The following is a 14,564-nucleotide window of genomic DNA, read 5'->3' as shown; positions in this document are numbered from 1 at the left end:
GGGCTACCGGCAATAGGGTACGTTCGCTATCATGCGGCCATCGGCGTGCCTCCGATCCCATCCGACCCATCAGACGCTTCGCAGCCCTGCGCGTCGCGGCACGCCTCCCCTCGCCCAACCAGGAGAAAGCCGCTCATGAGCATAATCAAGGAATTCAAGGAGTTTGCCGTCAAAGGTAACGTGATGGATCTCGCCGTCGGCGTGATCATCGGTGGCGCATTCTCGAAGATCGTCGACTCGGTCGTGAAAGACCTCATCATGCCGGTCATCGGCGTGCTGACGGGCGGTCTGGATTTCTCGAACAAGTTCGTTCTGCTCGGCACCATCCCTCCGACGTTCAAGGGTAATCCCGATTCGTTCAAGGACCTGCAGGCTGCGGGCGTCGCCGCATTCGGCTACGGCTCGTTCATCACCGTGGCGATCAACTTCGTGATCCTCGCGTTCATCATCTTTCTGATGGTGAAATTCATCAACAAGCTGCGCAAGCCGGAAGAAGCCGCGCCGGCCGCGACGCCGGAAGACACCGTGCTGCTGCGCGAGATCCGCGATTCGCTCAAGCAACGCTGAGCGCCGCGCCACGCAGCATCTGCCGGGCCCGCCAAGTGCGGGCCTTTTTGTAGGGCGCGCGCCGCGCACCGCCGCGCGTGGCTTATCTCACTTTTTTGTGACGCGCGAATGCACGCGCGGGAAAAGCAGGTCTATGATGGAGACTAAACGACAGTACGGGCGCCAAGACGCTGGCTGTGTCGATCATCGTGGCATGCGGGTCGACGGGAGACATTGATCGTCGTACCGCACGAGTGCAGCATTTTCGTGTGCTATAAAGGATCGACATGCGGCGTACATAGCCGGGAGTGGGTCGCATGAAAGTGCCGCATTTCTTGCAATTGTTTTTGAGGCGAGTGTTTATGTCCTTCCCGAAAAAACGTCGACGTGCGCAACAGGATGGCCAGGAGTCCTTCCTCGCGGTGTTGCGCCATTCGAAACCGTTTGCTCAGCTCGACACCAAGATTGCCCGCGCCCGTGCGCAGGACGAACCCGTCCTCTATGCGCATGTGCTGCCCGGCCTCGACGTGCTCCTGTGCAGCGTGCGCGGCGCACAGCCGCCCTATCCGGCCATCGCCGAACTGCGCAAGCGCTGCATCGAATCGATCGCCAACGCACTCGAACAGCCGCTCGACGGCCTCGAGAACGGCGGGTACTGGTACGAGGCGAACGGCTTCGGCTTCCTCGTGTTCGCGAGCCGCGCCCGCGCGCGCATCCTGCCCGAATTTGGTGCAGGCACGAAGGCGAGCCTGCGCGGCGGGCTCGGACGCCAGAACGCCGGCGACACGACACCGCGCTCCCTCGGCTGAACCGACACCGAAACGATGGGCCGCCTCCGGGCGGCCCATCGGCCATTCAGGCTTCCCGCTTCACCGGCGCTGCGCGATCACTGTGCCGTCCCGCGCCCGTTGCCGGGCCGGACGATGTCGATGAACGCGGCGAAATCGGCACCGGCGAGTCCCTGCGCGGCGCCCAGCCGCAGCACCTGCTGCACCGTGGCCGATACGGGCATCACGGCGCCCGTGTCGCGCGCGGCGTCGGCGATCGCATCGACGTCCTTCTGGAACGTGCTGAGTGCGCCGATCTGAACGTGACCGCCTGACGTCATGCGCGGCACGAAGGTCTGCAGCAGCACCGAATCAGCCCACCCGCCGGCCAGCGCGTCGGCCAGACGCGCGGCGTCGATGCCGCTCGCCTGTGCCAGGCCGACGGCCTCCGCGATCGCGGTCACCGTCGCGGTGACGATCGCCTGGTTGCACAGCTTCGCGGTCTGGCCCGCACCTGCGTCGCCCATATGCGTGATGCGCGACGCGTAAGTGCCGATCAGCGGTCGCACCGTATCGAGGTCAGCCGCTGCGCCGCCCGCCATCACCGCGAGCGTGCCGGCCTGCGCGCCGGGCACGCCGCCCGACACCGGCGCGTCGATCCAGCCGACGCCGAGCGCGGCCGCGCGCGCCGCGTAGTCGCGCGTCGCGGCGGGCGGAATGCTCGAATGATCGACGATGCGCTTCAAGCGGCGTGCATTCGCATCGCCGGCAAGGAGCCCGTGCTCGCCGAACGCGACGTCGCCGACCGCACGGCCATCGAGCACGCACACGAACACCGTGTCGACGCGCTCGGCCAGTTCCCGTGGCGTATCGACCACCCGTGCACCGTCTTTCTCAAGCGCCTCGGCCTTGCCGCGCGTCCGGTTCCATACGCTGACCCGATGGCCCGCCGCCAGCAAATGCCGAATCATCGGCGCGCCCATCAGTCCCGGTCCGCAAAATCCGACTTCCACGATGTTCCTCGTCTCCAATTGGGGTTGCACTTGCCGCCCATCATACCTATCACTCAAGAAGCCGGACACGCGCGGCGCCGCTTCGGGCCCGCCGCTTGCGCCGGCCGCACACACCGACATCCCAGGGAGCGCATCATGAGCGACCACGTCTACAAGCTGATCGAACTGACCGGTTCGTCGCGGCAATCATGCGACGACGCCATCCGCAACGCAATCTCGAAAGCCGGCAAGACGCTGCACAACCTGCACTGGTTCCAGGTGACCGAAACGCGCGGCCACATCGAAGGCGACCAGGTCATCCACTGGCAGGTCACGCTGAAAGTCGGCATGCGCATCGACGACTGACGCGCCACGCGCGGCGCCCCGGCCACCGGATGCGTGCAATGCGCATCCGCGCGGCGCCACGCACGCCTGCCTTCCGCCCCGTCCGGCCTCCTTGCCGAGGCCCGGCCGGCGGGCGTCTGCGGGTATCCATCTCTTGACGCTGGCTTTGGTTCATATTAAAAACCATATATCCCCCAGCCCCCTCGATCAGCCCGGACATATAAAACGGAGATATCATGAGTCAGCAACGCGAGGCGATCGACACGTACCTCTTGCGCGTCTTGCACACCTTGTTGATGGAGCGCAGCGTCACGCGCGCGGCCGTCAAACTGAACCAGTCGCAACCGGCGATCAGCGCCGCGCTGCGGCGCCTGCGCGACATCACCGGCGACCCGCTGCTCGTGCGCGGCAAGTCCGGCATGGTCCCGACCGAATACGGGCTGCGCCTGCTCGAGCCGGTGCAGAACGCACTGCGCGAAATCGAGCGCATCAAGTTCCAGCAGCACAGTTTCGACCCGGCGACGTCGATCCGCTGCTACCGGATCGGCTGTCCCGACTACCTGAACGTGCTGTTCGTGCCGACCGTCGTCGAACGCTTCCGCCAGGCCGCGCCGAACGCGACGCTCGAGTTCCACTCGCTCGGGCCCGCATTCGACTACGAGCTCGCGCTGGAAGACGGCAAGCTCGACATCGTCGTCGGCAACTGGCCCGAGCCGCCCGAACAACTGCACCTGTCGAACCTGTTCGTCGACGAAATCGTCTGCCTGATGAGCAATACGCACCCGTTCGCGAAGCGCGGCGGGCTCACGCTCGACCAGTACCTGAACGCGCCGCATCTCGCGCCGACGCCATACTCGGTCGGCCAGCGCGGCGCGATCGACGTGCACCTCGCGCGCGAGCGGCTCAAGCGTCACGTGGTCGTCACGCTGCCGTACTTCAACCTCGCACCGTACGTGCTGGTGAAGTCCGACCTGATCTTCACGACGACGCGCCTGTTCGCCGATCATTACGCGAAGTTCCTGCCGCTGTCGGTCGTGCCGGCGCCGCTCGACTTCCCGCCGATGCAGTACTACCAGCTGTGGCACGAACGCTGCCACTACTCCGACGAAGTGCGCTGGCTGCGCAGCCTCGTCGCCGAAGCGACCCGCACGCTGATCGAGCAGTAATCGCACCCGACGCGTGCGCCGGCCATGCCGTTGCGGCATGGCCCGGTGTCATGCGTGGCGTGTGGCGGCCACGGCCGCCGCCACGCGCCCGATCCGCGGCACGCAGCGCGACCGTCACACCAATGCGTCAGCGCGACGCCTCCACGAGTGCCTGGGCCAGCGCGTTGTGGCGCTCGATGACCGGCGGCAGGTCGAGCGTCGCGAGCCGCCCCTCCCGCACCACCACCTTCCCGTTCACCACCGTGTACGCCGCCTGCGACGGCGCGCAGAACACGAGCGCCGCGACCGGATCGTGCAGCGCGCCCGCGAACAGCGGCTGGCGCAGGTCGAACGCGGCGAAGTCCGCGGCCATGCCGGGCTTCAGCGCGCCGATGTCGTCGCGGTTCAGCACCTTCGCGCCGCCCAGCGTCGCGATCTCGAGCGCCTCGCGCGCGGTCATCGCATCGGGCCCGAAACCGACCCGCTGCAGCAGCAGCGCCTGCCGCACTTCCGCGACCATCTGCGCACCGTCGTTCGACGCCGAACCGTCGACACCGAGGCCGACCGGCACACCCGCGAGACGCATCTTCTTCACCGGCGCGATACCTGACGCGAGCCGCATGTTCGAACACGGACAGTGTGCGACGCCGGTGCCGGTGCGCGCGAACAGACCGATGCCCGCATCGTCGAGCTGCACGCAGTGCGCGTGCCACACGTCGTGGCCGACCCAGCCGAGATCCTCCGCGTATTCGGCGGGCGTCATCCCGAACTTCTCGCGGCTGTATGCGATGTCGTTCACGTTCTCGGCCAGGTGCGTATGGAGCGACACGCCGTAGTCGCGCGCCAGCACGGCCGCATCGCGCATCAGGCCGCGGCTCACCGAGAACGGCGAGCACGGCGCGACCACCACCCGTAGCATCGCGTAGCGGCCTTCGTCGTGATAGGTCTCGATCAGGCGCTGCGCGTCGCGCAGGATGTCGGGCTCGCGCTCGACGACCGAATCGGGCGGCAACCCGCCGTCGCGCTGGCCGACGCTCATCGCGCCGCGGCTCGCGTGAAAGCGCATGCCGATCCGCTGTGCGGCGCCGATGCTGTCGTCAAGCCGGCTGCCGTTCGGGTAGATGTACAGGTGGTCGCTTGACGTCGTGCAGCCCGACTGCAGCAGCTCGGCCATCGCGGTCAGCGTCGACACCTCGATCATCTCGGGCGTCAGGTGCGCCCAGATCCGGTACAGGTTCGTGAGCCAGCCGAACAGCTCGGCGTTCTGCGCGGCCGGCACCGCGCGCGTGAGGCTCTGGTACATGTGGTGGTGCGTGTTCACGAGCCCCGGGATCACGAGGTGGCCGCGCAGGTCGAGCACTTCGTCCGCGGTATCGGGCAGCTCGGCGCTCGGGCCGACCGCGACGATGCGGTTGTCTTCGACATAGAGCCCCGCGTCGCGCAGTTCGCGGCGCGTGTCGTCCATGGTCACGAGCACGTCGGCGTGCTTGACCAGCAGGGTCGTCGGGCGGGATGAGGATGGATGTGGCGCGCGTGCGCCGGCGTGCTGCTCGAGGTTCATGCGTTCTCCGCGTCGTTCTGCCCCCGGGAGCCGGCTCCCGGAGACGCTCACAAAGCCGTTCGAACGCTGATTCGCGGCACGCCCCGGTGCCTGCGTCCGTTCGAACGCGCTGGCCCGGTTACCCGGCGTGAATGCCGTCTTCGGGATACGCGCGGGCTCGAAGCCCGACGCGCACGGCGGCAGCATCGCCCAAGCGCGCGCGACGCACAATGCGCGATCCGGAATACCGCGCTTCACGGTTTCGATATGGTACCCGCGCACGGGCGCGCCGAGCGCCGGAATCCCGGGCTGCGGGCCGCTCCCGGCATACCGTCGACAGCGGTTCATGCGCGGCGCATTATCTTTGATATCGCGCCCGTATTTGCGCGGGGAACCTTTTTACAATGCCTGCACGGCGCTCGCTTCAATCTCGCCGACGGGTATGTAGCCACGTGACGTGGAGCCTCGATCCGCCGCACAGTCAATGGATCGAGTCGCCGCCGAACCTCGCATTCACACAAGGACAATTGCGAATGGGAAAGCTCACTACCCACGTACTCGATACGGCACACGGTCGTCCCGGCGCTGCCATCAAGGTGGACCTCTACGCGCTGGACGGCGAATCGCGCCGCGCGATCAAGACCGTGCTGACCAATAGCGACGGCCGTTGCGACGAACCCCTGCTCGAAGGCGCCGCGCTCGCGGCCGGCGAATACGAACTCGTGTTCCATGCCGGCGACTACTTCGCGTCGCTCGGCGTGAAGGTGCCCGAACCCCGCTTCGTCGACCGCGTCGTACTGCGCTTCGGCATCGCCGACACCGCATCGCACTACCACGTGCCGCTGCTCGTGTCGCCGTGGTCGTACAGCACCTATCGCGGCAGCTGACACACGCATCGGCGCCCGCATCAAAGACAACGATTTGAGTCTGGAGGAGTTTCATGGAAGGCTTCATCACCGACTGGCTGAACCTCGCGCTGCGATGGCTGCACGTCATCGTCGCCATTGCGTGGATCGGCGAGTCCTTCTATTTCGTCGCGCTCGACAACAGCCTGAAACCGCCTGCCGACGCGAACCAGCGCAAGCGCGGCGTGTTCGGCGAACTGTGGCACGTCCACGGCGGCGGTTTCTACAACATGCAGAAGTACACGGTCGCCCCGCCGGAAATGCCGGATGACCTGCACTGGTCGAAATGGCCGTCGTACACGACCTGGCTGTCGGGCTTCTCGCTGTTCTTCGTGCTGTACCTGCTCGCACCGAACACGTACCTGATCGACAAGAGCGTGCTCGACATGGGCCCGGTCGTCGCCGTCGCGTCCGCACTCGGCTTCCTCGCGGCCGGCTGGATCGTCTACGACTCGCTGTGCCGCATCCTCGGCACCAACGATCGCGTGCTGGGCATCTGCGTCGGCCTCTACGTCGTCGTCGCCGCGTACCTCGCATGCCACATCTTCTCGGGCCGTGCGGCATACCTGATCGTCGGCGCGATGCTCGCGACGATCATGTCGGCGAACGTGTTCTTCGTGATCATCCCCGGCCAGCGCAAGATGGTCGACAAGATGCTCAAGGGTGAAGAGCCGAACCCGATCTACGGCAAGCGCGGCAAGCAGCGCTCGGTGCACAACACGTACTTCACGCTGCCGGTCGTGTTCGCGATGCTGTCGAACCACTATGCGATGACGTACACGAACAAGTTCAACTGGGTCGTGCTCGTGCTGATCATGCTGGCCGGCGCGCTGATTCGTCAGTTCTTCGTGATGCGTCACCGCGGCAAGCAGCTGTGGTACCTGCCGATCGGCGGCGTCGCGCTGCTGTCGGGCGCGCTGGTGTGGACGATGCCGAAGCCGGTCGCACCGGAAGCGCAGGCGGCGAACGCACCGAAGATCGTGATCAACGACATCATGCCGATCCTGCAGCAGCGCTGCATCGAGTGCCACTCGGCCAAGCCGACGCTGATGGGCAGCGCGCCCGCAGGCGTGATGTTCGACACGCCGGACGAAGTGTCGAAGAATGCGCAGCGCATCTACGAACAGGCCGTGCGCCTGAAGGCGATGCCGATCGGCAACGTGACGCACATGACCGACGACGAGCGCGTAAAGCTCGCCGCCTGGTTCGAGGGTGGCGCGGCCAAGTAAGCCGCCGTGCGCCGGCCGTCGGTTGCCGGCACAATCCTCTCCGTTCGCGGGCCCGGAAACGGGCCCGTTTTTTTGCCTGTCCGGAACGCGTCCCCCGCTAGCCGCGCAGCGCGTCGCGCTGCAGCGCGACGAGCGCATCGAGCGCGCGCGGGCCGTCGTCGAACGGCACGAAGATGTGATCGTGATACGCGGCGGCCATCACGTTGCAGCTGATGCCGGCCTCACCCAATGTCCGCGCGAACGCGGCCGTCAGGCCGACCGCCGCGAGATCCGAATGCACGGTCAGCGTGATCCACGCGGCGCGGAACAGCACGGGCCAGCCGCGACGCGCGGCCGTCGCCTCGTCGACCACGACCGTCATGCCTTCCGCTTCGCGGAACGTCGCGATCGTTTCGGATAACGATAGGTCCGCATCGGTGGGCAGTGCGACGAATGCGAACGCACCGCGATGCAATTCGGGCTGCATCGTGCGCAGCAGGACTGCGAGGTCGTTTTCAGGTTGACTCATCGGGGAACGGGTCCGGAACCGGATGTCGGGCGGTAGAGATGCGGGCACGATAGCATGCGCGGCGAACATAAAAAAACCCGCGCAAATCGCGCGGGTTTCTTCTCCATGCAACTGCCGAAATGCCGCTCAGGCCGTCAGCGCATCCAGTGCGTCCTCGGTGAGCCACAGCGACTCCTGCAGGTCCTGCTCGTTCAGGTTCAGGCCGTCGCCGCCACGGTCGACGACGACGAAGTCGCTGACACCACCCAACGCAATCAGCGGATGATGCCACACACCCTTCGCATAGTTGACGCCCTGCCACCCGCTCGTCACGAACGCGCGGATCTTCGACGGATCGAGATCGCCGGCCGGCGCGACGACGACGAGATACGGCTGGTCGTTCAGCGGCACGAACGCCTGGCTGCCGAGCGGATGGCGCTCGAGCATCTTCACCTCGAACGGCAGCGTGCGCGGCTGGCCGCGGAACAGGTTGACGAGCGTGCGGCCGTCTTCGTCGGTCACGTCGACTGTCGCGAGATCGTGAAAGCGGATCGTCGTGCCGAGGTTGATCGGAATCTGCTTCGCGCCTTCCGTTTCGATCACGTCGCCGAACGGCGCGAACGCTTCCTTGGTCAGCGGTTCGATTGCGAGCGTCTTCATTTGTCGAGCGTCCCCCACAGACGCAGGCGCGACACACCGCCGTCCGGAATGATGTTCAGGCGCACATGGGTCACCGGGCCCAGCGATGCGATTTCGTGTTCGAAATAGTGCTGGTTGTCCATCTGCAGCTTCTGTTCGCCGAGCAGCACCGGCCAGAACATCGACTGCGTGATCAGCGAGCTGTCGGTGCCGCCCGACACGTACGCGGCCTGGATCGAACAGCGGTCCGGGTAGTTGCCCTTGAAGAACGCGGTATCGACTTCGATCTTGCGGATCACGCCCGGCTGCGCGAGCGCGATGATCGCCCAGTCGTTGCCCGGTTCGCGGCGGCGGCGGGTTTCCCAGCCGTCGCCCATGTTCACGCCGCGGCCCGGCAGCAGCAGGTTCGACGCGACGCCGAAGTGCTGGTTGTTCGCGGCCACCACGTAGCCGCCGTTTTCCATCGCCGCGAGGTCGAACTGCTCGGTCGCGCTCGCGCCGGCCCAGTCGAGCTGCGGCTGGCCGTACACGCGCAGGCGCGCGATGCCGCCGTCCGGATAGATGTTCACGCGCAGGTGCGTGAACGCGCGGGCGTCGCTCGCCGCGACGTAGTGATGGCTGTTGCCCTGCAGCGTCGTCGACGGCACGATCTCGACCCACTCGGTCGCATGCGTCGGCGCGCCGTCGGCCACGAACGCGGCCTCGATCGACGCGGCCGGCGGGAAGTTGCCGGTGAAGTGGCTCGTGTCGATGTCGAAGCCCTTGATCACGCCCGGCCGCGCAAGCCTGACGATGCACCAGTCGTAGCCCGTCGTGCGCTTGCGGCGCGTCTCCCAGCCGTCCATCCACTTGCCGTGGTCGTCGTACTTGCCGGGAATGAACACCGCCGGCTCCGGGTTCAGCATCCGGTCCTTCGGCGCGAAGAAGTCGTCGCTGGCCTCGAGCGCCTGCGCGCCGAGACGCGGGTCGGCGAGGTTCACGTAGCGCCGCGTGAAATCGGGTGCGTCGGGATCGAGAAGCGGAACAGCCATGATGTTTCCTTGTTTCAGTGATGCGATCAGGCCGCTGCGACGCAGCAGGCCGCCATGAGGTGTCAGGCGTCGATCAGGTCGTCGAGGCGGAAGCGCGCGATCCGGTAGATCTGGTCGAGGCTCGTGCGCAGTTCCTCGGTGCGCGAATGATTCACGCGCGACTCGAAGTTCGCGATGATGCCGTGCCGGTCATGGCCGCGCACCGCGAGGATGAACGGAAAACCGAACTTCTCGCGATACGTGCGGTTCAGCGTCAGCAGCTTGTCGAACTCTTCCTGCGTGCACTGGTCGAGACCCGCGCCGCTCTGCTCGCGCGTCGACTCGGCCGTCAGCTCGCCGCGCACGGCGGCCTTGCCGGCCAGCTCCGGGTGAGCGTTGATCAGTGCGAGCTGACGCACTTCGCCGGCCGCCTCCACCGCACCCGACATCGTCTTGTGCAGCGCGTCGATGCTCGCGAACGGCCGCGCGCCCGCGGCGACCTCGGCCACCCACGGCGAATGTTCGAAGATCCCCGACAGCGCCGCGACGAATGCGCTCGGCGCCATCGTGTTCAGTTGATCCAACGTGTAACGCATCGCCTTCATGCTTTCCCTTCGTTTCGATGATTGGGCTGATACGGATGATGTTCACGCCAATGACGCGCGATATCGACACGGCGCGTCACCCATACGCGATCGTGCTTCTCGATGTGATCGAGGAAACGCTGCAGCCCGCGGAAACGTCCCGGACGACCGAGCAGTCGGCAGTGCATGCCGATCGACAGCATCTTCGGCGCGTCGTCGCCCTCCGCGTACAGCACGTCGAACGCGTCGCGCAGGTAGTCGAAGAAGTGATCGCCCGTGTTGAATCCCTGCGGCGTCGCGAAGCGCATGTCGTTCGTATCGAGCGTGTACGGGACGATCAGCTGCGGCGACGTGCCGCCGCCCGACACTTCGACGTCCATCCAGAACGGCAGGTCGTCGCCGTAGTTGTCGGAGTCGTACAGGAAGCCGCCGTATTCCGCGACGAGACGGTGCGTGTTCGGGCTGTCGCGGCCCGTGTACCAGCCGAGCGGACGCTCGCCCGTCACGCGCTCGATCGCTTCCATCCCGAGGCGCATGTGCTCGGCCTCGAGCTCGGGCGTCATGCTCTGGTAGTGAATCCAGCGCCAGCCGTGGCACGCAATCTCATGGCCGAGCTCGACGAAGGCGCGCGCGAGTTCAGGATGGCGCTCGATCGCCATGCCGACGCCGAACACCGTCAGCGGCAGCCCGCGCTTCTCGAATTCGCGCAGGATGCGCCACACGCCGGCACGCGAACCGTACTCGTAGATCGACTCCATGCTCATGTGGCGGTCCGGATAGGCGGCCGCGCCGACGATTTCAGACAGGAACTGCTCGGAACCCGGATCACCGTGCAGCACGCAATTCTCGCCGCCCTCCTCGTAGTTCAGGACGAATTGCACGGCGACGCGGGCACGCCCGGGCCAGTTCGCCTGCACGGGATGGCGGCCGTAGCCGATCAGGTCGCGAGGATAGTTGGGATCGAGTGACATGGGTTCGAAGTGCGGCGAAAGCTTGCTGAAATAATGGGTCCGCATCGGCTCGCGCGGGTGCCGGAGGCCGGCCGCGCGGGCCGATGCGATGACGGCCCAGTGTAGCGAAAACGTTCATACGCGCCCATACAGCGGCGCAGATAGTGCATGTCAGACGGCGTGTATGTGCGGTTGCGGCAAATTCGGGACCGTTTCCTGCGCGGCGGTCACGCTTCGCGCCGTGGCGGCGGCCTGCGCGGCCGCCGACGCGTCCTCCGGCGGGCTGAAACGCGCGAATTCGCCGTCGTAGCGTTTCGGCAGCGGCCGCGCATAGTCGCCGCGCTTCGCGGTCGCGAGGCGCAGCGCGACGAGCGCCTCGGCCCACTTGACGGCCGCCGTGACGCCTTCCACCACCGGCGCGCCGATCTGCTGCTCGATCTCATGCGCGAATTCGGCCATCCCGGCGCAGCCGAGCACGATCGCGTCGGCGCCGTCCTCGTCGAGCGCGCGCCGGCATTCGTCGACGATGATCCGCCGCGCGGCCGAACCGGGCCGGTCGAGCTCGAGCACTGCGACATCGGTCGCGCGCACGTTGCGGCAGAACCGCTTCATCCCGTAGCGCTCGGCGAGATGCCAGGCCATCCCGCAGGTGCGCGCGAGTGTCGTGACGACCGAGAAGCCCGGCGCGAGCACGCTCGCCGCGTGCATCGCCGCCTCGGCGATCCCGATCACCGGCCCGCGCGCGACTTCGCGCGCCGCATACAGGCCGGGGTCGCCGAAACACGCGATCACGTACGCGTCGCAGCCGTCATGCTCGCCCTGCGCGATCTCGGCGAGGAGCCCGGGCGTCGCGAGCGCTTCGTCGTAATAGCCTTCGATCGACGGCGGCCCCATCGGCGGGCTCACCGCGACGATCTCGGTGCCCGACGCCGCGACTTCGCGCGCGCAGCGGCCCATCGCATCGGTCATTCGCTGCGTCGTGTTCGGATTGATCAGCTTGATCTTCATCGCACGCTCCTCAGGCCTTCGTGCTCACGAGCAGCCGGTAGAACACGAAGCCGAGCCCCGCGCCGATGAACCACGAGAAGTTCGCGGCGGCCTGCCAGCCCGGCACCATCACGCAGATGACGGCGATCACCGCAGCCGGCAGCAGCGCGGCGAGCGCGCGGCGGTTCACGCCGCCCGTGTACCAGTAGGTGCCGCGCTCCGACATCGTGTACAGGTCGTCACGCACGAGCCGGCCGCGCTTGACGATGTAGAAGTCCGCGATCAGCACGCCGTACAGCGGGCCGATGAACGCGCCGAGCACGTCGAGCGTGTAGTGGATCACGGCCGGGTTGTTGAACAGGTTCCACGGTGTGATGAAGATCGACGCGACGGCCGCGAGCATCCCGCCCGCACGCCAGCTGATCAGCCGCGGCGCGACGTTCGAGAAGTCGAACGCGGGCGACACGAAGTTCGCGACGATGTTGATGCCGATCGTCGCGATCGTGAAGGTCAGAGCGCCGAGGATCACCGCGGTCGGATGATCGATGCGACCGACCGTCTCGACCGGATCGGTGATCAGTTCGCCGAACACCGGCAGCGTCGCGGCGGTGGTGATCACCGTGACGAGCGAGAACGCGAGGAAGTTGACCGGCAGCCCCCAGAAGTTGCCGCGCTTTACGTCGCCGAACGATCGGCAATAGCGCGAGAAGTCGCCGAAATTGAGCATCGGCCCGGAGAAGTACGACACGACGAGCGACACGGCCGTGATCATCACCGGAATCACTTCCGCGCCGTGATACTTGACGCCGCCGAGGTTGATGCCGATGTTGCGCCAGCCCGCGCGCCACACCATGTAGCCAGCCAGGATGAACATCACGACGTAGACGGCCGGGCCCGCGAAGTCGATGAACTTCTTGATCGTCTCCATGCCGTTCCAGAACACGAGCGCCTGCAGCACCCACAGCAGCATGAAGCCGGCCCAGCCGACCGCCGACAGCCCGAGGAAGCCGTAGCGATGGACGTCCGCGTACGGCAGCCATTGCGGAAAGAACTTCAGCACGACGATCACGAGCGCGCTGGACGCGAGATAGGTCTGGATGCCGTACCACGCGATCGCGATCAGCCCGCGGATCACGGCCGGCACGTTAGCGCCGAGCACGCCGAAGGTCGCGCGGCACGCGACCGGATACGGCACGCCGATCTGCTGGCTCGGCCGCGCGATCAGGTTGCACAGCCGGTTCACGATGGTGATGCCGACGATCAGCGCGATCAGCACCTGCCAGCTCGTCAGCCCGAGCGCGAACAGGCTGCCCGCGAACACGTAGCCACCGACGCTGTGCACGTCCGACATCCAGAACGCGAAGATGTTATACGAGCCCCACGTCTGATTCTTTAGTGGTGCCAAATCTTCGTTGTACAAACGTTCGCTGTAACCGTCCGGCAACGCGGGACCGCCGCCCTCGCCGCCTTCTTCCGCCGGATACGCACTGTCGTGCGCCACACTGAACTGAGCCATGACTTCTCCTTGACGCGGCCGGACCGCCGCTCCACCGTCATCGATATCGCTCCGGATTGTCGCCCGGAGTCGGACTGGCGGCCGGCGGCGCAAACCGCCGGCCTGCATTGCTCTCGTCGTGTGGCGCGTGGCCGGGTTCGCGTCGCCGCTCAGGCGCCGCCGAACACTTCGCGCAAATCGACCTGCCCTTGCGCGGGCCGGTCCAGCATCTTCAGTTCGACATGCTGCAGATGGTGCGCCATCAGCGTCACCGCCCGCTTCGAATCGCCTGCCTCCAGCGCGGTCAGGATCTCGTCATGGTCGTCGCACGAGCACGGGCTGCGCCCGTGCGATTCGTACAGCGCCGACATCAGCGTCGAGCGTGCGACGAGCCCGTCGAGGCACTCGCAGAGCGTCGCATTGCCCGTCAACGCCGCGAGCGCCGTATGGAATTCGCCCGACAGGCGGATCCACGCCGCGAAGTCGTGCCGCTCGAACGCCTTGCGTTCCTTGTCGATCAGCGCGGCGACACCCCTCAGCCGCTTCGCACCCGGCCCCGTCGCGAGTCGCTCGACGACGGCCAGCTCGATGATCCGACGCATCTCGAACACCTCGTGCACGTCCTGCAGCGTCGGACTCGCGACGAACGCACCGCGGTTCGGCTCGAGATCCACCAGCTTGTCGGCCGCGAGCTGCGAGAGCGCCTGCCGGATCGTCCCGCGCTTCACGCCGAACACGTCGCAAAGCTGCGCCTCCGTCAGCTTCGCGCCGGGCGCGAGCCGATGCTCGAGGATCGCGGTGCGAATCCGCTCGGCGATCGCTTCGGGACCGGCAGCGCCGGACGGATGGGTATCGAAGTCGTTCATGTTCTGCATCGTGTGATGGTCCTCATCCTAGAACGGACATAAAGATTGTCAACAATTCTTTTCCGGGAATGCGCACA

At 66.4% G+C, this 14,564-nt stretch carries 16 protein-coding genes; 6 read left to right on the top strand and 10 right to left on the bottom strand.

Translation table 11 applies throughout. From position 1 onward, the window contains the following. Nucleotides 1-135 precede the first annotated feature (135 nt). Both mscL and DIE23_RS11640 read left to right on the top strand, forming a co-directional pair. Nucleotides 136-567: a large conductance mechanosensitive channel protein MscL gene (gene mscL, locus DIE23_RS11645; protein WP_006487991.1), complete on the top strand. Its 432-nt coding sequence runs from the start codon at nucleotides 136-138 to the stop codon at nucleotides 565-567. 341 nt (nucleotides 568-908) lie between these two features. Continuing rightward, a complete protein-coding gene (locus DIE23_RS11640) occupies nucleotides 909-1,355 on the top strand; it encodes a hypothetical protein (protein WP_027784713.1) in 447 nt (148 codons plus the stop codon). Nucleotides 1,356-1,432: 77 nt separating this feature from the next. Here DIE23_RS11640 and DIE23_RS11635 read toward each other — a convergent pair whose 3' ends face one another. After that, nucleotides 1,433-2,326, bottom strand: coding sequence for an NAD(P)-dependent oxidoreductase (locus DIE23_RS11635; RefSeq protein WP_124612311.1), 894 nt, complete (start codon nucleotides 2,324-2,326; stop codon nucleotides 1,433-1,435). A gap of 135 nt (nucleotides 2,327-2,461) precedes the next feature. Here DIE23_RS11635 and DIE23_RS11630 point away from each other — a divergent pair, with 135 nt between their 5' ends. Further along, a complete protein-coding gene (locus DIE23_RS11630; RefSeq protein WP_006755984.1) occupies nucleotides 2,462-2,671 on the top strand; it encodes a dodecin in 210 nt (69 codons plus the stop codon). A gap of 215 nt (nucleotides 2,672-2,886) precedes the next feature. Beyond that, a complete protein-coding gene (locus DIE23_RS11625) occupies nucleotides 2,887-3,816 on the top strand; it encodes a LysR substrate-binding domain-containing protein (RefSeq protein ID WP_124612254.1) in 930 nt (309 codons plus the stop codon). A 127-nt stretch (nucleotides 3,817-3,943) separates the two neighbouring features. Here DIE23_RS11625 and DIE23_RS11620 read toward each other — a convergent pair whose 3' ends face one another. Beyond that, nucleotides 3,944-5,356 carry an 8-oxoguanine deaminase gene (locus DIE23_RS11620; protein WP_124612253.1) on the bottom strand — a complete coding sequence of 471 codons (1,413 nt, stop codon included), beginning with the start codon at nucleotides 5,354-5,356 and terminating at the stop codon, nucleotides 3,944-3,946. Nucleotides 5,357-5,868: 512 nt separating this feature from the next. Between DIE23_RS11620 and uraH the strand changes: the two genes are divergently transcribed. Next, entirely contained in the window at nucleotides 5,869-6,222 is a 354-nt protein-coding gene (gene uraH, locus DIE23_RS11610) for a hydroxyisourate hydrolase (protein WP_011657188.1), read from the top strand. Between the two features lie 53 nt (nucleotides 6,223-6,275). After that, complete coding sequence (locus DIE23_RS11605; protein WP_124612252.1) at nucleotides 6,276-7,469, top strand: urate hydroxylase PuuD; 1,194 nt, start codon at nucleotides 6,276-6,278, stop codon at nucleotides 7,467-7,469. A 97-nt stretch (nucleotides 7,470-7,566) separates the two neighbouring features. On the opposite strand, the gene DIE23_RS11600 is transcribed toward DIE23_RS11605, so the two are convergent. From DIE23_RS11600 to DIE23_RS11565, 8 genes are all read right to left on the bottom strand, one after another. Beyond that, nucleotides 7,567-7,977: an ACT domain-containing protein gene (locus tag DIE23_RS11600; RefSeq protein WP_124612251.1), complete on the bottom strand. Its 411-nt coding sequence runs from the start codon at nucleotides 7,975-7,977 to the stop codon at nucleotides 7,567-7,569. 126 nt (nucleotides 7,978-8,103) lie between these two features. Then, nucleotides 8,104-8,616 (bottom strand): ureidoglycolate lyase, encoded by a 513-nt coding sequence (locus tag DIE23_RS11595; protein WP_124612250.1) that lies wholly within the window; start codon nucleotides 8,614-8,616, stop codon nucleotides 8,104-8,106. Next, nucleotides 8,613-9,626, bottom strand: a complete 1,014-nt coding sequence (gene alc / locus DIE23_RS11590; protein ID WP_124612249.1) for an allantoicase — start codon at nucleotides 9,624-9,626, stop codon at nucleotides 8,613-8,615. The genes DIE23_RS11595 and alc overlap by 4 nt, the downstream gene beginning before the upstream one ends. 62 nt (nucleotides 9,627-9,688) lie before the next feature. Beyond that, nucleotides 9,689-10,210, bottom strand: coding sequence for a 2-oxo-4-hydroxy-4-carboxy-5-ureidoimidazoline decarboxylase (gene uraD, locus DIE23_RS11585; protein ID WP_124612248.1), 522 nt, complete (start codon nucleotides 10,208-10,210; stop codon nucleotides 9,689-9,691). Next, a complete protein-coding gene (gene puuE / locus DIE23_RS11580; protein ID WP_059529581.1) occupies nucleotides 10,207-11,160 on the bottom strand; it encodes an allantoinase PuuE in 954 nt (317 codons plus the stop codon). The genes uraD and puuE overlap by 4 nt, the downstream gene beginning before the upstream one ends. Nucleotides 11,161-11,310: 150 nt before the next feature. Beyond that, on the bottom strand, nucleotides 11,311-12,147 hold the full coding sequence (locus DIE23_RS11575) for an aspartate/glutamate racemase family protein (RefSeq protein WP_124612247.1): 837 nt from the start codon (nucleotides 12,145-12,147) through the stop codon (nucleotides 11,311-11,313). Nucleotides 12,148-12,157: 10 nt separating this feature from the next. Then, on the bottom strand, nucleotides 12,158-13,642 hold the full coding sequence (locus DIE23_RS11570; protein WP_124612246.1) for an NCS1 family nucleobase:cation symporter-1: 1,485 nt from the start codon (nucleotides 13,640-13,642) through the stop codon (nucleotides 12,158-12,160). Nucleotides 13,643-13,791: 149 nt separating this feature from the next. Then, nucleotides 13,792-14,496 (bottom strand): GntR family transcriptional regulator, encoded by a 705-nt coding sequence (locus tag DIE23_RS11565; RefSeq protein ID WP_124612245.1) that lies wholly within the window; start codon nucleotides 14,494-14,496, stop codon nucleotides 13,792-13,794. Nucleotides 14,497-14,564: the final 68 nt, after the last annotated feature.

This window comes from Burkholderia sp. Bp9143, from assembly GCF_003853645.1.
GTDB lineage: Bacteria > Pseudomonadota > Gammaproteobacteria > Burkholderiales > Burkholderiaceae > Burkholderia.
The sequence above is the reverse complement of the archived record's forward strand: the minus strand, read 5'-3'. Positions and strand labels throughout refer to the sequence as shown.